The sequence below is a fragment of the Albidovulum marisflavi genome, assembly GCF_025751435.1.
GTDB classification, from domain to species: domain Bacteria; phylum Pseudomonadota; class Alphaproteobacteria; order Rhodobacterales; family Rhodobacteraceae; genus Albidovulum; species Albidovulum marisflavi.
On sequence record NZ_JAOWKY010000001.1, the window covers coordinates 1,438,376 to 1,464,553 of the forward strand.

The 26,178-nt window shown below is 64.1% G+C and carries 22 protein-coding genes and 1 pseudogene; 15 read left to right on the forward strand and 8 right to left on the reverse strand.

The window, feature by feature from the left end; all coding sequences use genetic code 11:
• Positions 1-81 precede the first annotated feature (81 nt).
• A complete protein-coding gene (glyA, locus tag OEW28_RS07000) occupies positions 82-1,377 on the reverse strand; it encodes a serine hydroxymethyltransferase (RefSeq protein ID WP_263733987.1) in 1,296 nt (431 codons plus the stop codon).
• Positions 1,378-1,672: 295 nt separating this feature from the next.
• Here glyA and OEW28_RS07005 point away from each other — a divergent pair, with 295 nt between their 5' ends.
• Positions 1,673-2,437, forward strand: a complete 765-nt coding sequence (locus tag OEW28_RS07005; protein WP_263733988.1) for an NAD kinase — start codon at positions 1,673-1,675, stop codon at positions 2,435-2,437.
• A gap of 81 nt (positions 2,438-2,518) precedes the next feature.
• Here OEW28_RS07005 and prpE read toward each other — a convergent pair whose 3' ends face one another.
• Positions 2,519-4,411, reverse strand: a complete 1,893-nt coding sequence (gene prpE, locus OEW28_RS07010; protein ID WP_263733989.1) for a propionate-CoA ligase PrpE — start codon at positions 4,409-4,411, stop codon at positions 2,519-2,521.
• 226 nt (positions 4,412-4,637) lie between these two features.
• Between prpE and murD the strand changes: the two genes are divergently transcribed.
• The 7 genes and pseudogenes from murD (at position 4,638) to OEW28_RS07045 (ending at position 10,615) form a co-directional block, all read left to right on the forward strand.
• Positions 4,638-6,041: a UDP-N-acetylmuramoyl-L-alanine--D-glutamate ligase gene (gene murD / locus OEW28_RS07015; protein WP_263733990.1), complete on the forward strand. Its 1,404-nt coding sequence runs from the start codon at positions 4,638-4,640 to the stop codon at positions 6,039-6,041.
• Between the two features lie 123 nt (positions 6,042-6,164).
• Positions 6,165-6,866 (forward strand): annotated as a pseudogene (locus OEW28_RS07020) (phosphatidylserine decarboxylase); the annotation flags it as partial.
• A gap of 4 nt (positions 6,867-6,870) precedes the next feature.
• Positions 6,871-7,623, forward strand: a complete 753-nt coding sequence (gene pssA, locus OEW28_RS07025; protein ID WP_263733991.1) for a CDP-diacylglycerol--serine O-phosphatidyltransferase — start codon at positions 6,871-6,873, stop codon at positions 7,621-7,623.
• A gap of 59 nt (positions 7,624-7,682) precedes the next feature.
• Positions 7,683-8,672 (forward strand): Gfo/Idh/MocA family protein, encoded by a 990-nt coding sequence (locus tag OEW28_RS07030; RefSeq protein ID WP_263733992.1) that lies wholly within the window; start codon positions 7,683-7,685, stop codon positions 8,670-8,672.
• Positions 8,673-8,740: 68 nt separating this feature from the next.
• Entirely contained in the window at positions 8,741-9,190 is a 450-nt protein-coding gene (locus OEW28_RS07035) for a host attachment protein (RefSeq protein WP_263733993.1), read from the forward strand.
• A gap of 99 nt (positions 9,191-9,289) precedes the next feature.
• Entirely contained in the window at positions 9,290-10,258 is a 969-nt protein-coding gene (locus tag OEW28_RS07040; RefSeq protein ID WP_263733994.1) for a capsular polysaccharide export protein, LipB/KpsS family, read from the forward strand.
• Between the two features lie 153 nt (positions 10,259-10,411).
• Positions 10,412-10,615, forward strand: coding sequence for a hypothetical protein (locus tag OEW28_RS07045; protein ID WP_263733995.1), 204 nt, complete (start codon positions 10,412-10,414; stop codon positions 10,613-10,615).
• Between the two features lie 263 nt (positions 10,616-10,878).
• On the opposite strand, the gene OEW28_RS07050 is transcribed toward OEW28_RS07045, so the two are convergent.
• Positions 10,879-12,705 (reverse strand): M3 family oligoendopeptidase, encoded by a 1,827-nt coding sequence (locus tag OEW28_RS07050; protein ID WP_263734387.1) that lies wholly within the window; start codon positions 12,703-12,705, stop codon positions 10,879-10,881.
• Between the two features lie 142 nt (positions 12,706-12,847).
• On the opposite strand from OEW28_RS07050, the gene OEW28_RS07055 reads away from it, so the two are divergent.
• Positions 12,848-13,579, forward strand: a complete 732-nt coding sequence (locus tag OEW28_RS07055; RefSeq protein ID WP_263733996.1) for an Ntn hydrolase family protein — start codon at positions 12,848-12,850, stop codon at positions 13,577-13,579.
• A 10-nt stretch (positions 13,580-13,589) separates the two neighbouring features.
• On the opposite strand, the gene OEW28_RS07060 is transcribed toward OEW28_RS07055, so the two are convergent.
• Both OEW28_RS07060 and OEW28_RS07065 read right to left on the reverse strand, forming a co-directional pair.
• On the reverse strand, positions 13,590-14,528 hold the full coding sequence (locus tag OEW28_RS07060; RefSeq protein ID WP_263733997.1) for an alpha/beta fold hydrolase: 939 nt from the start codon (positions 14,526-14,528) through the stop codon (positions 13,590-13,592).
• Entirely contained in the window at positions 14,528-14,815 is a 288-nt protein-coding gene (locus tag OEW28_RS07065; protein ID WP_263733998.1) for an SCP2 sterol-binding domain-containing protein, read from the reverse strand. Before OEW28_RS07065 ends, OEW28_RS07060 begins: the two co-directional genes overlap by 1 nt.
• A 64-nt stretch (positions 14,816-14,879) precedes the next feature.
• On the opposite strand from OEW28_RS07065, the gene OEW28_RS07070 reads away from it, so the two are divergent.
• From OEW28_RS07070 to OEW28_RS07090, 5 genes are all read left to right on the forward strand, one after another.
• Positions 14,880-15,440, forward strand: a complete 561-nt coding sequence (locus OEW28_RS07070) for a tetratricopeptide repeat protein (RefSeq protein WP_263733999.1) — start codon at positions 14,880-14,882, stop codon at positions 15,438-15,440.
• 10 nt (positions 15,441-15,450) lie between these two features.
• Entirely contained in the window at positions 15,451-18,213 is a 2,763-nt protein-coding gene (locus OEW28_RS07075; protein WP_263734000.1) for a helicase-related protein, read from the forward strand.
• Positions 18,214-18,217: 4 nt separating this feature from the next.
• On the forward strand, positions 18,218-18,523 hold the full coding sequence (locus tag OEW28_RS07080; protein ID WP_263734001.1) for an RNA-binding S4 domain-containing protein: 306 nt from the start codon (positions 18,218-18,220) through the stop codon (positions 18,521-18,523).
• A 114-nt stretch (positions 18,524-18,637) separates the two neighbouring features.
• Positions 18,638-18,976: a ferredoxin FdxA gene (gene fdxA, locus OEW28_RS07085; RefSeq protein ID WP_263734002.1), complete on the forward strand. Its 339-nt coding sequence runs from the start codon at positions 18,638-18,640 to the stop codon at positions 18,974-18,976.
• Between the two features lie 269 nt (positions 18,977-19,245).
• Positions 19,246-19,755, forward strand: coding sequence for a CarD family transcriptional regulator (locus OEW28_RS07090; RefSeq protein ID WP_263721666.1), 510 nt, complete (start codon positions 19,246-19,248; stop codon positions 19,753-19,755).
• A 52-nt stretch (positions 19,756-19,807) separates the two neighbouring features.
• Here the strand turns inward: OEW28_RS07090 and OEW28_RS07095 are convergent, their stop codons facing one another.
• Together OEW28_RS07095 and OEW28_RS07100 are read right to left on the reverse strand one after the other, a co-directional pair.
• Complete coding sequence (locus OEW28_RS07095; protein WP_263734003.1) at positions 19,808-21,715, reverse strand: monovalent cation:proton antiporter-2 (CPA2) family protein; 1,908 nt, start codon at positions 21,713-21,715, stop codon at positions 19,808-19,810.
• A 7-nt stretch (positions 21,716-21,722) separates the two neighbouring features.
• Positions 21,723-22,196, reverse strand: a complete 474-nt coding sequence (locus tag OEW28_RS07100) for an Lrp/AsnC family transcriptional regulator (protein WP_263734004.1) — start codon at positions 22,194-22,196, stop codon at positions 21,723-21,725.
• A 118-nt stretch (positions 22,197-22,314) separates the two neighbouring features.
• Between OEW28_RS07100 and hppD the strand changes: the two genes are divergently transcribed.
• The gene (gene hppD / locus OEW28_RS07105; RefSeq protein WP_263734005.1) at positions 22,315-23,409 is read left to right on the forward strand and encodes a 4-hydroxyphenylpyruvate dioxygenase; all 1,095 of its coding nucleotides are present in this window, start codon (positions 22,315-22,317) and stop codon (positions 23,407-23,409) included.
• Between the two features lie 74 nt (positions 23,410-23,483).
• On the opposite strand, the gene OEW28_RS07110 is transcribed toward hppD, so the two are convergent.
• On the reverse strand, positions 23,484-26,150 hold the full coding sequence (locus OEW28_RS07110) for a hypothetical protein (protein WP_263734006.1): 2,667 nt from the start codon (positions 26,148-26,150) through the stop codon (positions 23,484-23,486).
• Positions 26,151-26,178 lie beyond the last annotated feature (28 nt).

A 26,178-nucleotide genomic window follows, 5' to 3' on the forward strand; every position in this document is an offset into this window, starting at 1 on the left:
CCTGACGGGTTGCTTCGCCGCTCCAGCGCAACGAAAAAGGGGCGCCCCGCAGGGCGCCCCTTCAAGTCTGTTCCCGGACATTCAGAGCGTCGGGTAAAGCGGGAAGCGTGCGCAAAGCGCCTCAACCTCGCCGCGGACCTTGTCCTCGACCGCACCGTTGCCTTCATCGCCGTTGGCGGCCAGGCCGTCCACGACTTCGACGATCCAGCGGGCGATCTGGCGGAATTCCTCCTCGCCGAAGCCGCGGGTGGTGCCGGCGGGCGCGCCAAGGCGGATGCCCGAGGTCACGAAGGGCTTTTCGGGATCGAACGGCACGCCGTTCTTGTTGCAGGTGATGTGGGCGCGGCCAAGCGCTGCCTCGGCGGCCTTGCCGGTCACCTTCTTCGGGCGCAGGTCGGCCAGGCACAGGTGGTTGTCGGTGCCGCCCGACACGATGTCGATGCCGCCCTTCATCAGTTCGTCCGCCATCGCGGAGGCGTTCTTCTTGACCTGCGCGGCATAGGCCTTGAACTCGGGGCGCAGCGCCTCGCCGAAGGCGACGGCCTTGGCTGCGATGACGTGCATCAGCGGGCCGCCCTGCAGGCCGGGGAACACGGCCGAGTTGATCTTCTTCGCGATGTCTTCGTCGTTGCACAGGATCATGCCGCCGCGCGGACCGCGGAGCGACTTGTGCGTGGTCGTGGTCACGACATGGGCGTGCGGCAGCGGCGATGCATGGACGCCGCCTGCAACCAGACCAGCGATGTGCGCCATGTCGACGTGCAGATAGGCGCCGATTTCATCCGCGATCGCGCGGAACGCGGCCCAGTCCCATTCGCGGCTGTAGGCGGTGCCGCCGGCCAGGATCAGCTTCGGGCGATGTTCCAGTGCCTTGGTACGGACATCTTCCATGTCCAGGCGCTGGTCCTGCTGGCGCACACCATAGGAGATGACGTTGAACCACTTGCCCGACATGTTCACCGGCGAGCCGTGGGTCAGGTGACCGCCGGAGTTCAGGTCGAGACCCATGAAGGTGTCGCCCGGCTGCAGAAGCGCGAGGAACACCGCCTGGTTCATCTGCGAACCGGAGTTCGGCTGGACGTTCGCGAACTTGCAGCCGAACAGTTCCTTGGCGCGCTCGATCGCCAGCGTTTCGGCCACGTCCACGAACTGGCAGCCACCGTAGTATCGCTTGCCGGGGTAGCCTTCGGCGTACTTGTTCGTCAGCACCGAGCCCTGCGCTTCAAGCACGGCGAGCGAGACGATATTTTCCGAGGCGATCAGCTCAATCTCGTCGCGCTGACGGCCGAGTTCGTTGCGGATCGAGCCAAAGAGCTCGGGGTCGCGGCTGGCGAGGCTTTCAGTGAAAAATCCATCGTCACGGTGCGGGGCGTTCATTGGCGTCTCCTCATGATCTAAGGTTGACCGCTCTTTAGCCGAGGGGCGGGACTTGGAAAAGTTTGAATCCGACCTGTTTCGGTGCGAGGGCGAAACTCTGTTTCCTATACGAAACTTTTCTGACCGGCGGCGGAGTATTGCCGTTCTCTGCGTCGGCGCAGGTCTTGGACCCGCGTGTGGCGCCAGACGACCCCATCATGGCCCGCCAGCCCGATAGGGCTTGTGCTTTGGCTTGGCTGCATGGATCAATGCAGCGGGCAGTCACAGTGGGGGTCGCCGCTTGCCAGAGGTCAAAGTGTCCATTCCGATCACGTTTCTGGCAAGCGACGCCGACGTTGCGCAGGCGGCGCTCTCGCGGCTGGTGGGACGTTACGGCAACGTGCCGGTCGATGAAGCGAAGGTCATCGTCGCGCTTGGCGGCGACGGCTTCATGCTTCACACGCTGCACGCCATGCAGGGCAAGACCGCACCCGTCTACGGGATGAACTGCGGCACCATCGGCTTCCTGATGAACGAATACAGCGAAGACGGGCTGGAAGAGCGCTTGAACCTGGCCGAGGAAGAGGTGATCAACCCTCTGGCGATGCGCGCCGAGGCCGAGGACGGGCGGGTCTTCGAGGCGCTTGCCATCAACGAGGTGTCGCTACTCAGGGCCGGCCCGCAGGCGGCGAAGCTGAAGATCACGGTCGACGGCAAGGTTCGGCTTGAGGAACTGGTCTGCGACGGCGCGCTGGTCTGCACGCCTGCCGGCTCGACGGCCTACAACTATTCCGCACACGGGCCAATCCTGCCCATCGGGGCAGAGGTTCTGGCGCTGACCGCGATGGCCGCGTTTCGCCCCCGGCGCTGGCGCGGCGCATTGCTGCCCAAAGGATCGACGGTGCGCATCGACGTGCTGGACGGCTACAAGCGGCCGGTGATGGCCGATGCCGACAGCCGGGTCTCCGTTCGCAACGTGCGCTCCGTCGAAATCCGGTCGGAACCGCGGGTGCGGCACCGCATCCTGTTCGACCCGGGCCACGGGCTTGAGGAGCGCCTGACCCGCGAACAGTTTGTCTGACCGCGCAACCAGTCTAGCGGTCATTGATGCGCGTTGCCCCCGGCGACCGGCCGACCGGTTGCCGGGGCGGCTTCACGGCCCTTAGCGGCGCGGATACCCCAAGGTTTTCAGGGCCTGGGTGATCTCGTCAAGGATTGCCGGATCGTCGATCGTGGCGGGCATCTTGTAGTCCTCGCCATCGGCGATCTTCACCATGGTTCCGCGCAGGATCTTGCCCGACCGGGTCTTGGGAAGACGGTCCACGACGGTCGCCAGCTTGAAGGCCGCGACGGGGCCGATCTGGTCGCGCACACGGGCGACACACTCCTTGACCACCTCTTCATGCGGGCGGTTCGACCCCTTGTTGAGGCAGAGGAAACCCATCGGAAGCTGGCCCTTGAGCTCGTCCGCAACGCCGATGACCGCGCATTCGGCGACATCGTCATGCCCGGCCAGAACCTCTTCCATCGCTCCTGTCGACAGACGGTGACCCGCGACGTTGATCACGTCGTCGGTGCGCGCCATGATGTAGAGATAGCCATCCTCGTCGATGTAGCCCGCGTCGCCCGTCTCGTAATAGCCGGGGAAGTGGTTCAGGTAGGACTTGCGGAACCGCTCTTCCGCGTTCCAGAGCGTCGGCAGCGTGCCCGGCGGCAGGGGCAGCTTTACCGCGATGGCGCCCAGCGTTCCGGCGGGCACGGGATGGCCGCCTTCGTCCAGAACCTGAACGTCGTAGCCCGGCATCGGCACCGAGGGGGAGCCGATCTTGACCGGCAATTCCTCGATCCCAAGCGGATTCGCGGCGATGGCCCAACCGGTTTCAGTCTGCCACCAGTGGTCGACCACGGGAACGCCAAGGTGGCGCTGCGCCCACTGGATCGTGTCGGGGTCCGCCCGTTCACCCGCAAGGTACAAGGCCTGAAGGCCCTTGATGTTGTAGTCACCGATCAGTTCGCCCTTGGGATCCTCGCGCTTGATGGCACGTAGCGCCGTGGGGGCGGTGAAGAAGGATTTGACCTTGTGGTTCTGGATCACGCGCCAGAAGGTGCCCGCGTCCGGAGTGCCGACGGGTTTTCCCTCGAACACGATCGTGGTGCAGCCCGCAATCAGCGGCGCGTAACAGATGTAGCTGTGGCCGACGACCCAACCCACGTCCGAGGCCGCCCAGAACACGTCGCCCGCCGCGACGTTGTAGACAGCCTTCATCGACCAGTTCAGCGCGACCAGGTGACCGGCCGTCGGCCTGACCACCCCTTTGGGCGCACCCGTGGTGCCAGAGGTATAAAGGATATAGGCCGGGTGATTGCCTTCGACGGGAACGCATTCGGCCGGCTCCACGCCATACTGGAACGAGTGCCAGGCGAAATCGCGCCCGTCGATCAGCTTTGCGACTTCCTGTTCCCGCTGAAGGATCACGGTGAAATCGGGCTTGTGGGCCGCCTGCTCGATCGCGGCGTCCAGAAGCGGCTTGTAGTGGACGACCCGGCCGGGTTCGAGCCCGCAGGACGCCGCGATGATGGCCTTGGGCTTGGCGTCGTCGATGCGCACCGCCAGTTCGTTCGCAGCGAAGCCGCCGAAGACGACCGAATGGATCGCGCCCAGGCGGGCGCAGGCCAGCATGGCTTCAAGCGCCTCGGGCACCATCGGCATGTAGATGATGACGCGGTCGCCCTTCTGGACGCCCTTCGCCCGCAGCGCCCCGGCAAGCGACGCGACGCGGTCGCGCAGTTCGCGGTAGGTGATCCCCTTGGTCGAATGGGTGATCGGGCTGTCGTGGATGATGGCAAGCTGTTCGCCGCGACCCGACTCGACGTGGCGATCGACCGCGTTCCAGCAGGTGTTGACCTTCGCGTCCGAAAACCATTCGTAGATCGGAGCCCGATCGGCAAAAAGCGCCTTGCTAGGCTTCTGGTCCCAATCGATCGCCTCGGCCGCCTCCATCCAGAAGGCCTCCGGATCGGATTTCCAGCGCGCGTAGGTTTCCTGGTAGCTCACGGGGGTCGCCTCCTCCTAGATGCCCGGCTCGACCGGGCCGCAAAATGCTTACTTCTCGCTTGCGCCTCTCACAAGAATGTTGCGCAAATTTTGCACCTGCAGAAACTTGGCGCGACAGTGAGTCACGTTTCGCGCTAACGGTCGATGTCGGGGCAACGCGCGCCGCGACCTTGCCCATGCAGCGGCCTCGGGGCAATGTCGGCGCCGCAAGGATCCGGGGGGAAAGATGATTCCGGTCAGAGGATATTCAGGGGCTCGCGTCGCGGTGCTGGGACTGGGCCGGTCGGGGTTGGCCACGGCGCGGGCGCTTGCGGCTGGCGGGGCCGAGGCGCTGTTGTGGGATGACAGCCCCGAGGCGCGCGCCAAGGCCGAGGCTGAGGGCTTCACACTGTTCGATCTGACGCGCGGCAATGCCTGGGATGATGTCGCCGCGCTGATCGTGTCGCCGGGCATTCCCCACCTTTACCCGGAACCCAATCGGCTGATCGCCCGCGCGGTGGCGGCGGGCGTGCCGGTGGACAACGACATCGGCCTATTCTTCCGCTCGTTCGCGACGCCCGACTGGGACGAGATGGACACGACGCCGCGCGTGGTCGCGGTGACGGGCTCGAACGGCAAGTCAACGACAACCGCGCTGATCCATCACATCCTTCGCGTCGCCGGGCGGCCCACGCAGATGGCGGGCAACATCGGCCGCGGCGTCCTTGATATCGAGCCGCCCTCGGATGGCGAGGTGGTGGTGCTTGAGCTGTCGTCCTACCAGATCGAGCTTGCCCGCGCCCTTACGCCCGACATCGGTGTCTTCACGAACCTTTCGCCAGATCACTTGGACCGGCACGGCGGAATGGGCGGCTACTTCGCGGCCAAGCGCCGTCTGTTCACCGAAGGCGCCCCCGACCGCGCGGTCATCGGCGTCGACGAAATCGAAGGCCGGTTCCTGGCGAACCAGATCGCGCAAGGCCCCACCGACGACCGCCTGATCCGGATATCCTCGGGGCAGAAGCTTGACGGCCCGGGATGGCTTGTCTTCGCGCGCAAGGGTTTCCTGACCGAGTGGCGCAAAGGTCGGCAGGTCGCGTCGATCGACCTGCGCGACATTGCCGGGTTGCCTGGCGCGCACAACCATCAGAACGCCTGCGCAGCCTATGCAGCCGCGCGCGGTCTTGGCCTTGCGCCGCGGCTGGTCGAGGACGCGCTGCGCAGCTTCCAAGGCTTGCCGCACCGGTCTCAGGTCGTCGGCGAACGGGACGGTGTGCGTTTCGTCAACGATAGCAAGGCGACGAATGCCGACAGCGCCGCGAAGGCCCTCCAGGCGTTCGACCGCGTCCGCTGGATCGCGGGCGGGCTGGGCAAGGACGGGGGGATCGCCGGCCTTGCCCCGTACTTCGGATCGGTGACCAAGGCCTACCTGATCGGCCATTCGGCCCGAGACTTCGCGCTGCAGTTGGGCGATGTCCCGCACGAGATATGCGAGACGATGGAACGCGCCGTCGCGCGCGCGGCGGAAGAGGCAGAGTCCGGAGACACCGTCCTTCTGGCGCCTGCCGCGGCGAGCTTCGACCAGTACAAGGACTTTGAAAAGCGGGGCGAGGATTTCACCGACCGCGTCCGGGCGCTGATCGGGGGATAGTGTGCGGGCCATCATGCCGGATGCGGGCGTCACGGTAGCGATCACGAAATCGCATCGGCTTGCCAGCGCGGTTGACTTCCCTCGCATCACCGCTATGCACGTTCCTCGTGCAATGCGCCGCGGAGTAAAACGATGAACATGATGAGCACGGTGATCAAGCCGATGCACCCCGAGGGGCGCAAGTTCGTGGCGGCCTTCGCCGTTGCGACCATCGTGCTTTGGCTGATCTGGGAACCCCTGGGCTGGATCGGGTTGGTTCTGACGATCTGGTGCTACTACTTCTTTCGCGATCCCGTCCGGGTCGTTCCGCTGAACGAGGGGCTGGTGATCAGCCCCGCCGATGGCGTGGTGTCGCTGATCGAACCGGCCGTGCCGCCTGCGGAACTTGGCATGCCAGCGACCCCGTTGACGCGGGTGTCGGTCTTCATGAATGTCTTCAACTGCCATGTGAACCGCACTCCGGTGCCGGGAACTGTGGGCGCCGTCGCCTACCGCCCGGGCAAGTTCCTGAACGCATCGCTGGACAAGGCCAGCGAAGACAACGAGCGGATGAGCCTGAAGATCGACATGGAGGATGGCCGCTCGCTTGCCGTCGTGCAAATCGCGGGGCTGGTGGCCCGGCGGATCGTCTGTTTCGTCGAAAAGGGGCGTCGGCTGGATGTCGGTGAAAGGTTCGGCCTGATCCGCTTCGGATCCCGGGTCGATGTCTATCTTCCCGAAGGGGTCGAGCCGCTGGTCGGGCTTGGGCAGACCATGGTCGCCGGCGAAACCATCATCGCCGATCTGGCTGGCGGCATTCGCGCCAGCGGACAGCGCCGGGACTGATCCGATGGCGCGCGCCCCCCGATCGCAAAAGACGGAACTGCCGTTCTTCCAGCTTTTTCCCAATCTGGTGACCTTGGCCGCCATCTGCGCGGGCCTGACGGCGATCCGCTTTGCGTTCCAGGGGCGGATCGAGTTCGCCGTCTGGCTCATCGTTCTGGCGGGTGTTCTTGACGCGATCGATGGGCGGCTTGCCCGCGCGCTCAAAAGCGAAAGCGATCTTGGGGCCGAACTTGATTCCCTGGCCGATTTCCTGAACTTCGGCGTTGCACCTGCTCTCACCCTTTACGCCTGGACCTTGGCGGAACCCCGTGGGGCGGGCTGGATCGCGGTTCTGATCTACGCGATTTGCTGTGTGATGCGGCTTGCTCGGTTCAACGTCGGGATCAAGTCGCCTGATGGCGGGGACAAGGGGTTCTTCACGGGCGTTCCAGCGCCCGCAGGCGCGCTTCTGGTGCTGTTCCCGATCTTCGCCACGAAGTCGGTCGAAGGCTGGCCCGTGATCCCGCGAGAGGCGATCAGCTTCTACATGATCCTTGTCGGCGGACTGATGATCAGCCGCCTGCCCACCTTTTCGCTGAAGACCGTCAAGGTCAGGGCCGACCACGCGCGCTATATCCTTGTGGCTGTCGTGGCGGCGCTGGCGGCGCTTGTGACTTACCCATGGGTCACGCTGTTCGTGGCGGACATCCTTTACATGCTGGGCCTGGTCGTCGCCTTCGTCCAGTGGCGGCGCAACCGCAACGTGCCGAAGGGCTAGTCTGGCGATTGCGCTAACGGCCGAGGCCGCCTAACCTGTCGCCAGGCAGGGAGGTGGACATGAATACGGTCAACTGGGGCGTGCTCGGCGCCGCGAAGTTCGCGCGGGAACACATGGCGCGCGCGATTCACGAAGCCGAGGGCGCAAGGCTTTTCGCTCTTGCCACGAGGGACGACACCAAGGCCGACGCGTTTCGTGCATTCAGCCCAGACCTGAAGATCCATCGGGACTACGACGCGCTTCTGGCGGACCCGGATGTGGATGCGGTCTACATTCCCCTTCCCAATCATCTGCATGTCGAATGGACGCTGAAGGCGCTGGAAGCGGGCAAGCATGTCCTGACAGAAAAGCCCATCGCCATGGAGGTGGCCGAGATCGACACGCTGATCGCGCTGCGCGACAGTACGGGGCTTTTCGCCACCGAGGCCTACATGATCGTTCATCATCCCCAGTGGCGGCGCGCGCGCGATCTGCTTGAGGAGGGGGCGATCGGCCGCGTCCTTCATGCCGATGCAGCCTTCAGCTACGACAACCGGGCCGATCCGGGCAACATCCGCAACCGCCCCGAAACCGGCGGCGGTTCGATCCCGGACATCGGGGTCTACGCCTATGGTTCGGTCCGCTGGGCAACCGGGGCAGAGCCGGTCGCTGTCCGCTCGCGCATCCGCCGCGAAAACGGTGTCGACACCTTCGCGCAGGTGCTGGCCGACATGGAGGGGCCTGCGGGGCGCTTTACCTATTCCGCGATGACCTCGATGCGGCTGCCTGCCCGGCAAGAGGTGGTGTTCCAGGGCGAAAGGGGCCTGATCCGGCTGACCGCGCCGTTCAACGCCGGGCTTTTCGGCGAGGCACAGGTCCATATGCTGCGCCCGGGCAAGCCCGATCACGTCGAACGCTTTCCGGGCGCCCGACAGTATCGGAACCAGGTCGAAGCTTTCGGGCGCCACATTCGTGAAGGCGCGCCCTATCCCTGGTCGCTGGAGGACGCACGAGGAACGCAAGCGATGATCGACATGGTTCTTGCCAGCGAAATCCCCTTCCTTGAGTGAGATGGATCAAAGTGCCACCCTTGGGAGTTCGGTAACATCACGCCGGACTGCAATGGGAGGATGTGTCGATGAAGCCTGTCAGGACCATGATCGTGATCGCCGACGATGCGCTCGCGCGCTTCGTTCTGAATGAAGGCCTGGGCAAGGGTCTAAGCGAAAGCGCAGTCGTGTCGGCCCATCAGTTCGCCGAAGACCAGGTCGGGTATGGCGACCGTCCCGGACGGTCTTCTGCAGGGCCGGGGGGCACGGCGAAACACGGGTTTGCCCCCCACCAGTCCGCGGATGAGGAGGGGCGTGCCAGATTTGCGCGTCGCGTCGCGGAGGCGCTGGAACAGGAATGGCAGGGCCTCAACCCGGACCGGCTGATCCTGGTGGCCGCGCCCAAGATGCTGGGGTCGCTGCGCAAGGAGATCGGAACAGTCCGGCGCGCGTCGCTTTCGGCGGAACTGCCGAAGGACCTGGTCAAGGTTCCGCTGATCGAGCTTGAAGCGCATCTGGGCGTCGTTCTTGCGCTCTAGGCGTCTGGAATGCGCTTGGCAGTGTAATGGCCGATCACGCGCTCGCGTCCCGGTGTCGGCCAGCGTTGAATGTGCCGTATGCTCTGCTAATGTCGCCGCATGACCAGACCCGCCGTTGTTATCCATCTCCCGATTGGCTGCCTGTTGGGGCAGGAACACATCGCGCCGTACTTCCACAAGTTGCGCGATGGCCTTTCGGAGCGGAAGATTCGCGTTGAAATCGAAGCGCTTGACCGCGATGGGCTGCTGCGCCGCATCGACGGCGACAAGGATTTCCACATCGTCAACCATGGCAATTTCAGGCACCCGCGCGCGCTGAACACGGCGTCCGCCTACATCGCGCCGTTCTGGTATCTGGATCCCGAAGGCGTGCGCCTTCAGTCCTCGATCGGGGAAAGGACCTTCGATCCCGCAGCAATCGACCCCGCGAAGGCGCAGAATTTCTTCGCAGCGCTGCGACGCAGGCGGGTGAGTGAGCGGGTATCCAGATACCCGCAGGCAGAGGGAACAGAGGAGTTCCCGAAGGGCGCGATCGCCGTATTCTTGCAGAACGGCGCGGCCGATGCCGGGGCCTTTTTCGGTCGCCGCGAGATGATCGATGCGCTTCTGTCCCGCCACGATACCTCGCCCATCCTGATAAAGCCGCACCCCCGCGACGACGGCGAAGACACGGCCGAACTCCTCGCTGTGGCAGCGCGCGATCCACGTGTGCGCGTGACGCACGCCAACATTCACGACATCCTGTCATCTGCGCGGGTGACGGTGATGCTGAATTCCGCTGTCGGGCTGGAAAGCATGATGCACCGCGTGCCGGTCGTGCTGTGCGGTCCCTCGGACTTCCACCACTCGGCGGTGACGGTCCGCGATGCCTTCGATCTGGATGCGGGGCTTGCCAAGGCGCGGCTCTGGCCGTGGCACTACGCGGCGTTTCTGTACTGGTTCCTCAAGGTGAACTGCGTGAATGCCGGCGCGCCGGACATGATCGACGACGTGCTGAACCGGATCGCGGCAACCGGCTATGACGTGAATCGGCTCTATCCGCAGCAACAACGGTCGCCTGCGAACTGACGCAGGTCGACCACAAGCGACACCTTGCCTTGCAGACTGAAGATGGTCTTGGCGGGAGAGTTGTCCATGAATGTTCTTCGGGTCTTTTGTCCTGCACTCTTGTTTGCCTGCTTTTCCGTTTCGCCAGCATTTTCCGAGGCGCCGCGGTGCGGGATGTCAGCAGAAGAAGTCTACGCGCGAGCGGCACCTTCTGTTGTCGAGGTCTTTTCCCTGACGATCGCCAGATTCCGCGTCGCCGATCGCGTGCTGCCGAGCTTCGGATCGGGCTTCTACCTTGCGGATGGCATGGTCGCGACAAACCAGCATGTCGTCGCAGACGCCCAGACCGTGATCGTCCATGACGAACAGGGTGCCTGAAATGCCGACGTCGTAGGCGCGGACATCATTACCCATGTTGATGGCATCCGGGTCGACGACCTTGACGCCACGCTTGCAATGGTCAGGCTCCTGAAGGTCGGACAGACGTAAGCGGTGACCTGGCTGCGCAACGGCGAGCGCATGGAAAAACCGGTAACCCTGCCGCAGCGGCCGATCCTTCCCGCGGACCTGGAGCGATACCGCAACCACCAGGGCGGCAGGTACGCATTCCTGCCGCCGTGTCCTGCGATCGGATCCTTGGGCTATTCCTCCATGGCCTCAAGCTCGTCGATCATTCCGGCGATCATGGACAGGCCCTTGTCCCAGAACTTCGGGTCTGTTGCATCAAGCCCGAATGGCGCCAGAAGCTGTTTGTGGTGCTTGGAGCCGCCCGCCTTGAGCATGTCGAAATACTTGGACTGGAAGTCAGGAAGCCCCTCTTCGTAGACCGCATAAAGCGCGTTCACCAGTCCATCGCCAAAGGCGTAGGCATAAACGTAGAAGGGCGAATGGACGAAGTGCGGGATGTAGGCCCAGAAGGTCTGGTACCCGTCCATGAACTCGAACGCGTCGCCAAGGCTTTCGCCCTGCACACTCATCCAAAGCGCGCCGATGTCCTCAGGTGTCAGTTCGCCTTCGCGTCGGGCGGCGTGCAGCTTACATTCGAAGTCGTAGAACGCGATCTGGCGCACGACCGTGTTGATCATGTCCTCGACCTTGCCCGCCAGCAGGACCTTGCGTTCGTTCTTGGTCTTCGCCTGCGCTAGAAGCTTGCGGAAGGTCAGCATTTCCCCGAACACGCTGGCGGTTTCGGCAACCGTCAGCGGCGTGGAGGCCAGCATTTCCCCCTGCGGCGCGGCCAGGACCTGGTGGACGCCGTGCCCAAGTTCGTGCGCCAGGGTCATGACGTCGCGCGGCTTGCCCAGGTAGTTGAGCATGACATAGGGGTGCACTTCGGTGACGGTTGGATGCGCGAAGGCACCTGGCGCCTTGCCGGGCTTCACGGCCGCGTCGATCCAGCCGCGATCGAAGAAGGGCTCCGCCAGCCTGGCCATTTCGGGGTCGAAGCCCGCGTAGGCGGACATCACCGTTTCACGGGCCTCGTTCCAGCAGACGGTCTTCTTTTCCTCGATCGGCAGCGGCGCGTTGCGGTCCCAGACCTGCAGCTTGTCCAGGCCCATCCATTTCGCCTTGAGCCGATAGTAGCGGTGCGACAGCTTGGGATAGGCCGCCACGACGGCGTTGCGAAGGGCCTCGACCACCTCGGGCTCGACGTCGTTCGACAAGTGTCGGGCGAACTGCGCCGAGGGCATCTTGCGCCAGCGGTCCTCGATTTCCTTTTCCTTGGCCAAGGTGTTGTGGACGCGGGCGAAAAGCTTGACGTTCTGGCTGAAGACCGCAGCCAAGGCCCGCGCGCCGGCCTCGCGCCGGGGGCGCTCCTGCTCGGAGAGAAGGTTCAGGGTCGCCTCGAGGCTCAGGGGCTCCTCCTCGCCCTCGGGCGTGAAGGTGAGCCCTGCCAGCGTCTCGTCGAAGAGCTTGTTCCAGGCCGATGCACCGACCGTGGATTGGTCGTGGAGGAAGCGTTCCAGTTCGTCGGACAACTGGTGGGGCTTCATCGCCCGCATACGGTCGAAAACGGGCTTGTAGCGCGCGACGTCCGGCGAGGCGGCGAAGACCTCGGCGTAGCGCGCATCCTCGATCCGGTTGAACTCGAGCGAGAAGAAGACGAGCGGCGTCGTCATGTCAGTGACGCGGTCCTGGCAATCCGACATGAACTTGGCGCGGGCGCCGTCGACCGTGTTCTGGTAGTAGCGCAATCCCGCGAAGGACATGATGCGCCCGGCCACGGCCTCGATCCGTTCGTAGCGCCGGATGCAGTCCAGCATCGCCGCGCCGTCAAGCGTCGCAAGCTTGCCCTGATAGTCGGCGGCAAAGCTTGAGCAGGCACCCTCCAGCCATTCAAGATCGCGCTTCAACTCCGGCGCGTCGGGCGCGGTGTAAAGATCGCTCAGGTCCCATTCCGGCAGATCGCCAAGACCCCCGGCAGCGGCGTTGGCATCGTGGACGGGGCGGGGCAGGCGGATCGGCATGGAGATCTCCTTCATTCGTCGTCCCGACAATGGTCATGGCGGCAGCGCAAGGCAAGGGCGGGCGGCGCAAAAGCATGGTCCCGGTTGCAGGTGGCCATCCGCCGCCATAGTGTGGCGCCGCTCAGGAACGAGGAAGATCACCATGACCTATGGCGTCGGGCTATTGCTGAAAGAGGGCATGGTTCTGTTGTCCGACACCCGGACCAACGCGGGGATCGATCACATCTCCTCCTACCGCAAGATGTTCCACTTTTCCGTGCCCGGTGAGCGGGTCATCACCATCCTGACGGCCGGCAGCCTTTCGACAAGCCAGGCCACCATCGCGCGCTTGCAGGAAGCGGTCGAAGACCCCGAGGCGTCGCCGGAAAGCTCGATCCTTCTCGCGCCCTCGTTGCTCAAGGTCGCAGAGATCGTCGGCGCCACGCTTTGGTCCGTGCGTGAGGGCATGGAAAAGCGCCTGCACACCAATGGCACCTTCGGACAGGCGACGATGATCGTGGCGGGCCAGCGGCGCGGGGGCGTGATGCGCATGTTCCTTGTCTACCCCGAGGGCAACTTCATCGAGGCGACCGAGGATACGCCGTTTCTACAGATCGGAGAGCACAAGTACGGCAAGCCGATTCTCGACCGGATCGTGCGACCGGATACCTCTTTGGCGGACGGGCAGAAAGCGGTGCTTCTGTCGATGGATTCGACGCTGCGGTCAAACCTGTCGGTCGGGATGCCGCTGGATATGGCGGTCATCGAGCGCGATGCCTGCCAGGTCGCGCGCGAGCGTCGGATCGAGGCGGGGGACGAGGATTTTCGCGCCATGAGCGAGGCTTGGTCCGCGGCCCTGCGCGAGGGCTTCAGGAAGATCGGCATCCTGAAATGATCCGGTGGGATCAGTCTCCCGTTTGGTCGAAGAGCGCGATGGTGCGCTCCATGAAGCGATCGCGCACCTCGGGCAGCTCCAGCAGCAGTTCGTGTTCCGCCCCGTCGAAAAGATCAAGCTGACCGTTGGGCCAGCGCGACATCAATTCGTCCACGGCGATGGGGTCGACGATTCGCTCATGCGTGCCAAGACCTGCATAGCAGGGGACATCGGGCGCCGCTCGTGACCGCAGACGCCGTGTTTCGACCAGCGCTTCATTCAGCCAGTGCAGGGACGGTCCGCCCAGTCCCAGCTCGGGATGCGCCGCGATCTGAGCCCTGGCAAAGTTCCACATCGCGCGGTCGCGCGTCAGGAAGTTGTTCTCGAACGCGGCGTCGGCGACATAGGTCGCGGCCGAGGTTCCGGGCGCGTAGCGATGGCCCTGCCGCATCGTCCGTGCCGCCGATGACAGGAACCAGGCCGTCGGCCGCAGCACGGGGTGGATACGTATCCCCCACATCGGCGCCGAAAACGAGGCGGCGCGCACTGGCAGTCCCGAATGAAGGGCCCTGAGCCCGATGCAGCCGCCCATCGAATGGCCCATGACGAACATCGGCCCCGAAACCTCAAGCGCCCGCGCCGAGGTCACGACCGCCGCCACATCGCTCTGATAATCCACGAAATCATGGACATGACCGCTCATCGGATCAGCGATGACGCGGTCGGAGAGGCCCTGTCCGCGCCAGTCGACCGCCAGGCAGGCGTAACCGGCATTGATCAGATGCGAAATCGCAGGGCCGTATTTCTCGATGTACTCCGTACGGCCGGGAAAGATCAGGACCGTCCCCTTGGTACCGGTCGGCCAGAAAGCCAGCCGCAGCCTGACGCCGTCATGCGCCTCTGTCCAGAAGGCACGCACGCCGTCCGGCGCACGTGCGATGTCCGCGAAGAAGGGCGCCTGTGAATGCATCAGGACAGGACAGAGCCCAGCTGCATCGCCATCCCCATGTCGCCGTCCACGGCAAGCCTTCCGGTCATGAAGGCGGCGGTCGGGTTGACGTCGCCTGACAAAAGCCCCTCGAAGGTCTCGCGCGTCGCGCTCAGCGTCACATCCGCTTCCTCGTCTCCGATCCGCGCGCCGGAGCCGTCCAGCATGATCGCGCCTTCGCCCTCGATCACGAACTTCGCCACACCGGGGAACCCGCCGCTGAGCCGCCCGTTCAAGGCCTCGACCGCCGCTGTAAGAACCTCGCTCATCCGATCCTCCAAATGTGAGCGCCAGGCCTCTCGATTTCCGGCGCGCTTCGGTTACACTGACCTTATGCGCAATCTTTTCCGATATCTCAAACCCGTCGCTGCGGTGATCGCGATTCATATGATGGCTGTCGGCGCGGCAATGGCGCAGGACGCGGATCTGGATCGCCTCTATGCCGAACTGGCCGATCCGGAAAACGAAAACTGGCAGCGCACCCAGGCGGATATCTTGCGGGAATGGTCCAGGTCCGGGTCGCCGTCGATGGATCTGCTGCTTCAGCGCGGGCAGGACGCGATCGAGTCGGGCGACTTTCAGGGCGCGATCGAACACCTGACCGCGCTGGTCGATCAGGCCCCGGACTTCGCCGAGGGCTGGAACGCCCGTGCCACGGCCTATTTCCACGCGGGCTATCTGGGCCCCTCGATCGTGGACATCCAGCACACGCTTGCATTGAACCCGCATCACTTCGGCGCGCTCGCGGGGCTGGGAATGATCATGCAGGCCAGCGGAAAGCCAGAGGCGGCCCTGCGCGCGTTCACGGCCTCTCTTGCTATACATCCGCATCAGGACGCGCTAAGGCACGCCGTGGATGAACTGGAGCGGGAAAGCCTGGGCACCAGGCTTTAGGAGTGGCGCCATGAACGCGCAGACGAGGATCGCGGCGGTCCTCGGGCCGACCAACACCGGCAAGACGCATTATGCCATCGACAGGATGCTTGCGCATCGGACGGGTGTGATCGGCCTGCCGCTGCGCCTGCTCGCGCGTGAGGTCTATGACCGCATCGTCGCGCTACGCGGTCCGTCGGTCGTGGCGTTGGTGACCGGAGAGGAGCGGATCGTTCCCGATCGGACCCAGTACTGGGTCTGCACGACCGAAGCGATGCCGCAGGACATCGGGGCCGACTTTGTCGCGGTGGACGAAATCCAGCTCTGCGCCGATCTCGAGCGGGGGCACATCTTCACCGACCGGCTCCTGCGTGCGCGCGGCCTTCACGAAACGCTGTTTCTCGGTTCGGAAACGATGCGCCCCGCCATTTCCCAGATGGTGCCCAAGGCCCAGTTCCTGCGTCGGGAACGTTTTTCGACGCTAAGCTACACAGGTTCGAAAAAGATAAGCCGATTGCCCGCACGTTCGGCAATCGTCAGCTTTTCTGTTGAAAATCTGTATGCCATCGCCGAACTGATCCGGCGCCAGAAGGGCGGTTGCGCGGTCGTGATGGGCGCGCTTTCGCCGCGCACCCGCAACTCGCAGGTTGCGCTTTATCAGAACGGCGACGTCGACTACATCGTCGCGACCGATGCCATCGGGATGGGGCTGAACCTCGACATCACGCATGTCGCCTTTTCGGCCACGTCCAAGTTCGACGGCCGCCGGATGCGTTCGCTTTTCCCGCACGAACTGGGCCAGATCGCCGGCCGCGCCGGCCGCTACATGCAGCCTGGCACCTTCGGCGTCACGGGCGAGGCCTCGCCCTTCGATGACGATCTGGTGGACGCGCTGGAAAACCACCGCTTCCGTCCCATCGACCGGCTTCAGTGGCGCAATGCCGAGCTTGATTTCGGTTCGACCGACCGTCTGATCGCGTCGCTCGAAGCCGCGCCTGACAACCAGTGGCTTGTCCGCGGCAGGGATGCCGATGACTTGCGGGCGCTCAAGGCGTTGGCGGAAATCCCCGACATTCGGGGCAGGGTGCGCGGGCCGCGGGACGTGAAGCTCTTGTGGGACGTGTGCCGCATCCCCGATTTCCGCTCGATTTCCTCGGGCGAACATGTGTCGCTGCTGGACCGCATATTCGGCTTCCTGCAGGATCATGGCCATGTTCCCTCCGACTGGCTTGCTCAGCAGGTTGCGCGGATCGATCGCACGCCTGGCGACATTGACGCGTTGTCGAAACGGTTGGCCTATATCCGCACATGGACATACATTGCGCAGCGCGCGGGCTGGGTTGATGATGAATCCCATTGGCGCGGCGAAACGCGCGCTGTAGAAGACCGCCTGTCGGACGCGTTGCACAACGCGTTGACGCAAAGATTTGTGGATCGGCGGACCAGCGTCCTGCTTCGCCGGCTCAAGCAGAAGGAGAGCCTTGTGGCCGAGGTGAACGACAAGGGTGAGGTAGCGGTCGAGGGGGAATTCGTCGGCCGACTGGAGGGGTTCCGCTTCCGTCAGGATGCCTCTGCCACGCCGGATCAGGCTAAGACGCTGCGCCAGGCGGCCTACGAGTCGCTGCGCCCCGAATTCCATCTGCGCGCGGACCGTTTCTACAACGCCCCCGACACCGAACTCGACTTCACCGAGCAGGGTGGGTTGATGTGGGGTTCAAATGCCGTGGGAAAGCTGGTCAAGGGGGCCGATCCCCTGAAACCGCAAGTCGAGGCCTTTGTCGACGAAGAGGCGGGCTTTGATGTCGGCGAGAAGGTCCGCCGTCGTCTTCAGCATTTCATCGACCGCAAGGTCGCCACGCTTTTCGAGCCGCTTATGAACATGCAGCGCGACGAAACGCTGACCGGGCTCGCGCGTGGGTTCGCCTTCCGGCTGATCGAGAACCTGGGCGTGCTTCCGCGCGAGGGCGTGGCGGAAGAGGTCAAGGCGCTGGATCAGGATGCGCGCGGCGCGCTGCGCAAGCATGGCGTGCGGTTCGGCCAGTACACGATCTTCCAGGCGGCGCTGCTGAAGCCCGCTCCGACGCGGCTGCGTCTTGTGCTTTCGTCTCTCGCCCAAGGGCTTGACGAGTTTCCCGAAAGCCCGCCGCCGGGGCTGGTCACCATTCCGAACCTGCCGGATGTTCCCAAGGACTATTACACCCTGTCGGGCTACCACCCGGCCGGGTCGCGCGCGATCCGCATCGACATGCTGGAAAGGCTCGCCGATCTCTTGCGCGGCCAGGACAGCCGGGCGGGCTTCGAGGCGACCGCAGATATGCTGTCGATCACCGGCATGACGCTTGAGCAGTTTGCCGACCTCATGTCCGGGCTTGGCTACAAGGGCGAGCGGGGCGAGCGTGAGAAGGTGAAGACCGAGGTCGCCGCGCCATCCGACGGCGAGACCGGCAATCCGATCCCCGAGGAACAGGCCGCCATGCAGACGGTGACCGAATCCGAGGTGTTCTATACCTTTACCTGGGCGCCGAAGCCACGCGCGCCGCGCCAGCCGCGGCCCGAAGCCAAGGAGGGCCGTGGTGCTCGGCCTGAACGGCAGGTCAAGCGCGATGGTGAGCGTGGCGAACGGTCCGAGCGGGGCGGCAAGCCCGGCAAGGGCAAGCCGCAAGGACGTCGCGACAAGGACGCGAAGCGTGACGACAAGCCCCGCAACTTCGAGGCGCGGCCGCAAAAGAAGGACCGGATCGATCCGGACAATCCCTTCGCCGCTGCGCTGATGGGCCTGCGCGACAAGATCTGACGCGATGGCGGAGGCCAATGCGCGCATTCGCCTGGACAAATGGCTATGGCAGGCCCGGTTCTTCAAGAGCCGGACCCTTGCTGCCGGGCGCGTATGTGCCGGCGCCGTGCGGGTGAACGGTGAACGGGCATCGAAACCCGCGCACCCCATTGCCGCTGGGGATGTGCTGACCTTTGCCCAGGGCGGCGCCGTCCGGGTCGTACGGGTGCTTGCCATCGGGGCGCGACGCGGCCCCGCGGCGGAAGCCCGTCTGCTTTACGACGATCTGGATGCCCCGGCTGCGCACGGCGAAGACGCCGGGCAGGAATGATTTCCCGCCAGCGTCGCGCAACTGCGAAGGACAGACTTTCCGGTGCCGCCGGTCTTGAATGATCCGCGGCGTGGGGCTAGGTAGCGACTGCAATCCAAGCCTCGGGGTCCGCCCATGACCTATGTCGTGACCGACAACTGTATCGCCTGCAAATACACCGACTGCGTCGAAGTCTGTCCTGTGGACTGCTTCTACGAAGGCGAGAACATGCTGGTCATCCACCCTGACGAATGCATCGACTGTGGCGTCTGCGAACCGGAATGCCCGGCCGACGCGATCCGGCCCGATACCGAGCCCGACATGGAAGAGTGGGTCGAGTTCAACCGCAAGTATTCCGAGATGTGGCCGGTGATCACGCAACGCAAGGATCCTCTGCCCGAGGCGGAAGAGCGCGACGGCGAAGCCGACAAGCGCAGCAAGTATTTCTCGGAAGCGGCTGGCAGCGGGGACTGATCTCCCCGAATCGTTCCATTGATTCGGTGGACGGAATCGCCAAAATGCGACATTATGCATGTCGCATTCGAACTATGATCGGGGGCGCCCCCCTTTTTTCGGGGGCGGTTTTCTGTTATATTGCTGTCACAAAGAACGAGGATGCCCAAAGCCTCCGCAGAGATGTGAACTGCGGCGGCTTTCGATCCGCTGTCGCTCTGCCCAGTCCGAAATCCTGTTTCGGAGAGGTTTTTTTCGCTCAACGCGGATCCTTTGCGAGGAAGAACTGAATGACCAAGACCAAGAAGACCGATTTTCGGCCCGATGACTTTGTGGTCTATCCCGCCCATGGCGTGGGCAAGATCATGTCGATCGAAGAGCAGGAAATTGCCGGCCTGAAGCTCGAACTGTTCGTCATCTCGTTCGAGAAGGACAAGATGACGCTGCGTGTGCCCACGCACAAGGCAACCGAAATCGGCATGCGTCAGCTTTCGACCCCCGACGTGGTCAGCAAGGCGCTTGAAACGCTGAAGGGCAAGGCCAAGGTCAAGCGCGCCATGTGGTCGCGCCGCGCCCAGGAATACGAACAGAAGATCAACTCGGGCGATCTTCTGTCCATCGCGGAAGTGGTGCGCGACTTGCACCGCACCGATGATCAGCGCGAACAGTCCTATTCCGAACGTCAGCTTTACGAAGCTGCGCTTGAGCGACTGACCCGCGAAGTCGCGGCCGTGTCCGGCGTGGACGAGGCGGGCGCGCAAAAGAAGGTCGACGACGTCCTTCTGTCGCGCGCGGCCTGACCACACCAGGATCAAAGATACCTTTCGAACGCGGCCTTTCGGGGCCGCGTTTTCATTCTTCGTCGACGTGGCCTTGTTCCGCTTCGCGGTCCTCGGACTTGCGTTCTGACGACTTGGGTTCACGCGCCTTCGCGAATTGCGCCATCAAGGTCGCCTCAAGATCCCGGTTCAGCGCCTTTGCCCGTGCGACATATTCCGGGTTGCGCTCGTTCGGTACACCGGGCTTCCACAGCGTAGCAAGGTCGCGCACCGCCTCTCGGTCGAGCTTGTAGAACAACGCCTGAAGCTCGTGCGCTTCGTAGTCGGATAGACCCATGTTCTCAAGAACATAGCGGCCCATCCTCAGGCTCGAGTCGAAGTGTTCCCGGACGATGTCATTCGCCCCTGCACGATAAAGCTCATAGACGTTTTCCCTGTCGCGCGCGCGGGCGATGATGTGAAGGTCGGGGCGCTGACGTCTTGCGTAGCGGACGATCTGGATGTTGGCAGAGGGGTCGTCCATGCAGGCGACCAGTACCCGCGCCTCTGTCAGACCGGCGGCCTTGAGCAACTCTGGCCGGGTCGGATCGCCGACATAGCCCTTGAACCCGAAATGCCGCAACAACTGTACGGTTTTCAGATCGTGGTCGATGACCGTGGTCTTAAAACCCGAATTCGTAACCATGCGGTTGACGACCTGACCGTAGCGGCCGACCCCGGCTATGATGATGGGCTGTTGATCGTCGATCTCGTCGTCCTTGACCGGCGCTGTGTCATCGCCCAGCTTGCGCGCCAGCACATCGTGCAGGATGAAGAAAAGCGGCGTGACCAACATGGACATCGCGATGACCAGCAGCAGGGTCTGGGCCAGTTCGGTGCCGATGATGCGCTGCTTCAGCGTGAAGGCCACCAGGACGAAGCCGAATTCACCTGCTTGGGCAAGGCCCAGCGTGAACAGCCACTTGTTCCGGCCCTTCATCTTGAAAACCAGTGCCAGCACGAACAGGACCGCCCCCTTGACCAGCACCAGCGCAAGGGTCATGCCCATGATGGTCAATGGCCGGTCGAACAGGACGCCAAAGTCGATTCCGGCCCCAACCGTGATGAAGAAAAGCCCCAGCAGCAGCCCCTTGAAGGGTGCCACGTCGCTTTCCAGTTCGTGCCGGAACTCGGAGTTGGCAAGCACGACGCCGGCGAGGAAGGTGCCGAGCGCGGGTGACAGTCCGACCAAAAGCATGAGCGAGGCAATCGACACGACGATCATCAGCGCGAAGGCGGTGTGAATTTCCCGCAGCCGGGCGCCATGAACGAAGCGGTACATCGGCCGGACCAGATAGTGCCCGCCCGCGACCGTCGCCACGACCGCCCCGAACGTGACAAGCGTGACACCCCAACCCGGCAGGCTTTCGATCAGGCTTTGCGCGGCGTGGCCCGCTCCGTCTTCGGCATGCGCGATCGCACGCGCGCCGGGAAGCGCCAGAAGCGGCAGAAACGCCAGGATCGGGATGACCGCGATATCCTGCATCAGAAGCACGGCAAAGGCGTTGCGCCCTCCGGCGGTCTGCATCAGTTTCTTTTCCGATAGCGTCTGCAACACGATCGCGGTCGAGGACAGCGACAGCGTCAGCCCTACGGCGAAGGAAATGCGCAGGTCGTAGCCCAGGGCCTGACCGCCCATGGTGATCAGGAAGGTCGTGAGCACGATTTGCATCCCGCCCAGCCCCAGAAGCTTGTTGCGCATGGCCCAAAGCGCCCTCGGTTCAAGCTCCAGCCCGATCAGGAACAGCATCATCACGACGCCAAATTCGGCGAAGTGTTGCAGATCCTGCGTTTCCGAGCCGACGAGGCCTAGAACGGGGCCGATCAGAATGCCGGCCGCAAGATAGCCAAGCACAGACCCGAGCCCCAGCCGCGAGGCGATGGGAACCGCTATGACCATCGTGATCAGATACAGCGTAGCCTGGAACAGAAAGCCTTCCATGATCCTCTCAGACGGGCAGGGGGGCGTCGGGTTTGAATTGATCCATTACGATCTGACTTTCCACCCGCGCGACCGCAGGTTGGGCAAGCAGGACCTGATGGATAAGCCGGTTGAGGGCGCCAAGATCCTCACAGTAGACACGCAGAAGGTAGTCCGCCTCCCCCGTCAGGGTCCAGGCAGAGATGATCTCTGGTTGGGTCTCGACGACGCGGGAAAAGGCGATCGCCGTCTCGGTTCCATGGCGCGCCATCTGGACCCGGATGAAGGCCTGGACCGAGAGCCCCAGTCTGGCCGGGTCCAGCCGGGCAGCGTAGCCAGAGATCAAACCCTCTGCCTCAAGCCGCTGGCGCCGCCGCCCGGCCTGGCTTGGGGAAAGATTCAGCGCCTCGCCCAGTTCCTGCGCCGTCAGATGGGCGTCGCGCTGAAGCGCGGCAAGGAGCCGGGAATCCGTTTCATCAAGGCTTATGCGTGGATTTTGCATTTGCTTGCAGTGTAGTGCGTGATTTGCGCGTGATACCAGCAAAATATCATTACAAAGGCGCAACATTCGCGTGACGAGTGCGATACTTTTTCCTGACCGCGAGCAGGAGGCGCAAATCATGGGCCCATTTCCACATTCCGCACCGAAGTCAGTCATTTCGACGGCGAACCCAGCGGGCACGGATGGCTTCGAGTTCGTCGAGTTCGCCAGCCCCGAACCTGACGAACTGCGGCGGCTTTTCGCCCGCATGGGATATGAACTTGTCGGCCGCCATCGGTCGAAGGCGATCGAGCTTTGGCAGCAGGGCGACATCACCTACATCCTGAACGCCGAACCGGGAAGCTTCGCTGCTGATTTCGTGGCGCAGCATGGGCCCTGTGCGCCCGCGATGGGGTGGCGGGTCGTCGATGCGCGTCATGCCTTCCGGCATGCGGTCGCCCTTGGCGCCGAGCCCTACGAAGGCGATGACAAGGCGATGAACGTGCCGGCCATCCGCGGCATCGGCGGTTCCCTGATCTACTTCATCGACCGGTATTACGAAACGTCCCCCTACAACGAGGAATTCGACTGGCTGCAGAAGTCCAAGCCGGAGGGCGTCGGGTTCTACTACCTCGATCACCTGACCCACAACGTCCGCAAGGGCAACATGGACAAGTGGTTCAGGTTCTACAGCGATCTGTTCAACTTCAAGGAAATCCGGTTCTTCGACATCAAGGGCAAGTACACGGGGCTGTTTTCGCGTGCGCTGACATCGCCCTGCGGGCGCATCCGGATCCCCATCAACGAGGACCGGGGCGAGAAGGGGCAGATCGTCGAATACCTCCGCCGCTACAAGGGCGAGGGCATTCAGCACATCGCCGTCGGGACCGAGGACATCTACGCCTCGACGGACGAGATTCATGGTCGTGGGCTGCGCTTCATGCCGAAACCACCGATGAGCTACTACGAGATGAGCCATGAGCGGGTCGTCGGGCACGAAGAGCCGGTCGATCGCCTGGCAAAGCACGGCATTCTGATTGATGGCGAGGGCGTCGTCGACGGTGGCGAAACCAGGATCCTGCTTCAGATATTCTCAAGAACCGTGATCGGTCCGATCTTCTTCGAGTTCATCCAGCGCAAGGGTGACGAGGGTTTCGGTGAAGGCAATTTCAAGGCGCTTTTTGAATCGATCGAAGCCGACCAGATCGCGCGAGGTGTCCTGAAGACGGTTTAAGGGAAAGACCAGCGCCCTGGAAAAGGACGCCCCCAACCCTTTCGGGGAAATCATCGATTTTTCAGTCGTAAGGGTCAGCTCTTGCTGGTCATCTTCAGGACATGCGTCTTGCCGCCCTTGATATAGGCCAGCTGTCCGTCCCCGATCGCGGAAACCTTGCCCCCGTCCAGCTTGTCACCAACTGAAACGTTGAGGATCTTGCCTCTTGAAGTGCGCACAAGCGCGTGCCGCTTCGAAGCGGGGCCGAAGATCCCGATCAGGCTTAGTTCGCCAAGGTCGATTCCGTTGGCGATGGTGGCCTGCTTGGCGACATTTGCCTTCGTGGGGATGTCGGGCGCGGCCGAAACCGGTTCCGGCTCGTCTATCTCATCTGCGGCGACGCTGGCCGTGGCCGTTGCCGAGGACTCCGCCAGGGCCGCGGCCAGCGCTGCCTCGACCGCGCGATTGTCGACCGCGGCATTCAGCCTCGCGGGGCGTGCCGTGGGGCTGGGCGAGGTCGCGACCGCATAGCGGGACGCGGTCACGACGGGTGCGGGTGGGGCTTCCGCAGCCGCGGTTTCCACAGCGGCGGGCCGCGCCAAGGGCTGGCGCGCCGCTGTGACCGGGTCGGGCGGTACGGCGGATTCGGCCGAAGCCTCATCCACGGTCGCCGGTTCGTTGCCGGGTTCTGCGGCGGGTTCGGTGGGCGGCACGATGGCGGCCGGGCGTGCGACCGGGCGTTTCTTCGCCGTTGCTGGATCAAGCGGTTCGGGCACGGATTCCGTGTCGTCCGGGGTCGGCTGCGCCCCGGCAAGGTCGGTGGCCGGCTGGGCCTCCTGCGCATCAGGTTCTTGTGACGGCACTGCCGCTTCGGCGGTCGAGACCGCCAGCGCCTCGATGGCGGCGGGGCGTCTGGGCGGTGCGTTCTCGGGCTTGCCGGCATAGAGGATGATTCCCTCGCGCGTGCGCACACCCTCGGCAGTGGGGACGACGTCGCCATCCGCATCAAACCGCTGAAGCGAGCCGAAGGCCACCGGCTCGGACGGGGTGTCCGGCGCCGGATCCGCGCCCGCGACGGCGGTTTCTTCCAAGGGGGCGGGCAGAACGCCTGCAACCGCGCTTTCAGGGGCGGCGTCCGGTCTGCCGACAGGCGCGTCCGGCGCGGGCTTCGCGCCAAGCGACGGCGTCAGAGCCGGAAGGTCTGGCCCGGGCTCGTCCGTGGGTACCGGCGCCGAGCCAGCCATCTCGGGGGTGGGCGCGTCCGGCTCCGTCTGGGCTTGGCCGGAATCCATCGGCGTGGCCCCGACCGGTTGGTTTTCCTCGCTGATCGCTTGCGGCGCAGAGCCATCCTCGGTTGCCGCGAGGGGCGCCGAGGCGACGACTTCGGCCTGGGAAGAGGATTCTGACTGCGCGTCGAAGTACCACCACCAAAGACCAACGACGCCTGCGAACAGGACTGCCGCTGCCGCGGTCGCGTTGCGCAGATGACGACGGTTCGCGCGCTGGCGCGCCTCTTGCTCTGCTTTGCCTACGGGGGCGCGAACCCGGTCCAGCGCGCGCATCAGCGTGCCGCCAGCGGCAATCGCGTCCTCGTGCGAAAGCGGGGGCATCGGCGCGGCGCGCAAGGGCGATGCCGCCGGGGGCAGCGGACGAGCGGGATTGGAAGCCCTTCGCGTCGAAGCGGGCGTCGCCGCGCCAGTGGCCATCTGGATGCGCGATGTGATGCTCTCAAGGCGCGTCGCGCCGCCTATGGCAAGGCTTGGCGAACGATGCGACGTGAAACCGGGCGCGGTACCGCTGTCTTCAGCGGGCGTTTCGCCCGTCTCCTCATCGGTGGCCATCGGCGGTGTTTCGATCCACTCGTCGGCATTTTCCGGGAAGATGTCACCATCTTCGGAAAGCTCAACATTGGTGAATGGAGCCTCGTCCTCGACGGGTTCTTGATCCTCGGGGGAGGCGGTCGAGTCTTCCGGGCTCGGGTTGGCTTCGTCGGCACGGTCAGCCGGTTCAACTGCTGACAGTGCCGGTTCGGGCTGTGATCCGGTTTCGGCGATCGGCGCGTCGGCAGCCGCGTCGGTGTCCTCCAGGTGTTCCGGTCCCGGTTCAGGTTCTGGTGTGACGTCCGGGGCTTGCGGAGTCGCCTCCGCTTCGGGCGCCACTTCCAGGTTCTCTGGGGCCGCCTCGGGCGCGGCCTCGACCGGTCCGGCATCAAGCGGCGGGAAGGGGGTGCGTACCGGCTGCTGGTCGCGATCAAGCCGCGCGCCGTTTGGCAAGTGGGCCGACTGCCGCTTGCTTGGGCCGAAGTACGGCTCGCCCTCGAACTGCCCCTCCGCGGGGCAGGTCACGAAGGATACCGGTGCGAATTCGAACTCTTCGGCAAAGCCCTCGGCCTCGTCCAACGTCATGCGCGCGACGACTGCGACCTGCACATTAGGCCCCTTGCCGGACCAGTCGAAGACCAGTTCCTCGACGCGGTACGGCGTGCAGCCCTCAAGTGCAGCTTCGATCTGCTTGCGACGGCTCGCCTTGTCGGGCCCCGGTGCATCGATGTTGGCATAAAGGATCTGGCTTGCCGGCAGGATCAGCTTGGTCTGCATGCCTTCCGGCGAAAGGGCCAGCGCCTTGGCCCTGAGATCGGCCATCCGCGCGGGCAGATCGGCCGCATCGGGGGCGACAGCACCCAAATGCATCCAGCCGTCTGCCGTCCTGGCAAGAAGGTCGATCCGTTCATCCGACAACGAAAGCGCAAATCCGGGTTTCATGCCGAGCGTCTACCACTACTTCGCGGCC

What these genes read in the sequence shown, in the direction of transcription:
- OEW28_RS07055 (WP_263733996.1), top strand. Translation starts at nt 12,848, where the DNA reads ATGACCTATGGCGTCGGGCTATTGCTGAAAGAGGGCATGGTTCTGTTG.
- OEW28_RS07040 (WP_263733994.1), top strand. Translation starts at nt 9,290, where the DNA reads ATGACCAGACCCGCCGTTGTTATCCATCTCCCGATTGGCTGCCTGTTG.
- OEW28_RS07050 (WP_263734387.1), bottom strand. Translation starts at nt 12,705, where the DNA reads ATGCCGATCCGCCTGCCCCGCCCCGTCCACGATGCCAACGCCGCTGCC.
- OEW28_RS07060 (WP_263733997.1), bottom strand. Translation starts at nt 14,528, where the DNA reads ATGCATTCACAGGCGCCCTTCTTCGCGGACATCGCACGTGCGCCGGAC.
- hppD (WP_263734005.1), top strand. Translation starts at nt 22,315, where the DNA reads ATGGGCCCATTTCCACATTCCGCACCGAAGTCAGTCATTTCGACGGCG.
- OEW28_RS07070 (WP_263733999.1), top strand. Translation starts at nt 14,880, where the DNA reads ATGCGCAATCTTTTCCGATATCTCAAACCCGTCGCTGCGGTGATCGCG.
- glyA (WP_263733987.1), bottom strand. Translation starts at nt 1,377, where the DNA reads ATGAACGCCCCGCACCGTGACGATGGATTTTTCACTGAAAGCCTCGCC.
- OEW28_RS07035 (WP_263733993.1), top strand. Translation starts at nt 8,741, where the DNA reads ATGAAGCCTGTCAGGACCATGATCGTGATCGCCGACGATGCGCTCGCG.
- OEW28_RS07080 (WP_263734001.1), top strand. Translation starts at nt 18,218, where the DNA reads ATGGCGGAGGCCAATGCGCGCATTCGCCTGGACAAATGGCTATGGCAG.
- OEW28_RS07095 (WP_263734003.1), bottom strand. Translation starts at nt 21,715, where the DNA reads ATGGAAGGCTTTCTGTTCCAGGCTACGCTGTATCTGATCACGATGGTC.
- OEW28_RS07045 (WP_263733995.1), top strand. Translation starts at nt 10,412, where the DNA reads ATGTCAGCAGAAGAAGTCTACGCGCGAGCGGCACCTTCTGTTGTCGAG.
- OEW28_RS07030 (WP_263733992.1), top strand. Translation starts at nt 7,683, where the DNA reads ATGAATACGGTCAACTGGGGCGTGCTCGGCGCCGCGAAGTTCGCGCGG.
- OEW28_RS07110 (WP_263734006.1), bottom strand. Translation starts at nt 26,150, where the DNA reads ATGAAACCCGGATTTGCGCTTTCGTTGTCGGATGAACGGATCGACCTT.
- OEW28_RS07065 (WP_263733998.1), bottom strand. Translation starts at nt 14,815, where the DNA reads ATGAGCGAGGTTCTTACAGCGGCGGTCGAGGCCTTGAACGGGCGGCTC.
- OEW28_RS07090 (WP_263721666.1), top strand. Translation starts at nt 19,246, where the DNA reads ATGACCAAGACCAAGAAGACCGATTTTCGGCCCGATGACTTTGTGGTC.
- OEW28_RS07100 (WP_263734004.1), bottom strand. Translation starts at nt 22,196, where the DNA reads ATGCAAAATCCACGCATAAGCCTTGATGAAACGGATTCCCGGCTCCTT.
- fdxA (WP_263734002.1), top strand. Translation starts at nt 18,638, where the DNA reads ATGACCTATGTCGTGACCGACAACTGTATCGCCTGCAAATACACCGAC.
- murD (WP_263733990.1), top strand. Translation starts at nt 4,638, where the DNA reads ATGATTCCGGTCAGAGGATATTCAGGGGCTCGCGTCGCGGTGCTGGGA.
- OEW28_RS07075 (WP_263734000.1), top strand. Translation starts at nt 15,451, where the DNA reads ATGAACGCGCAGACGAGGATCGCGGCGGTCCTCGGGCCGACCAACACC.
- pssA (WP_263733991.1), top strand. Translation starts at nt 6,871, where the DNA reads ATGGCGCGCGCCCCCCGATCGCAAAAGACGGAACTGCCGTTCTTCCAG.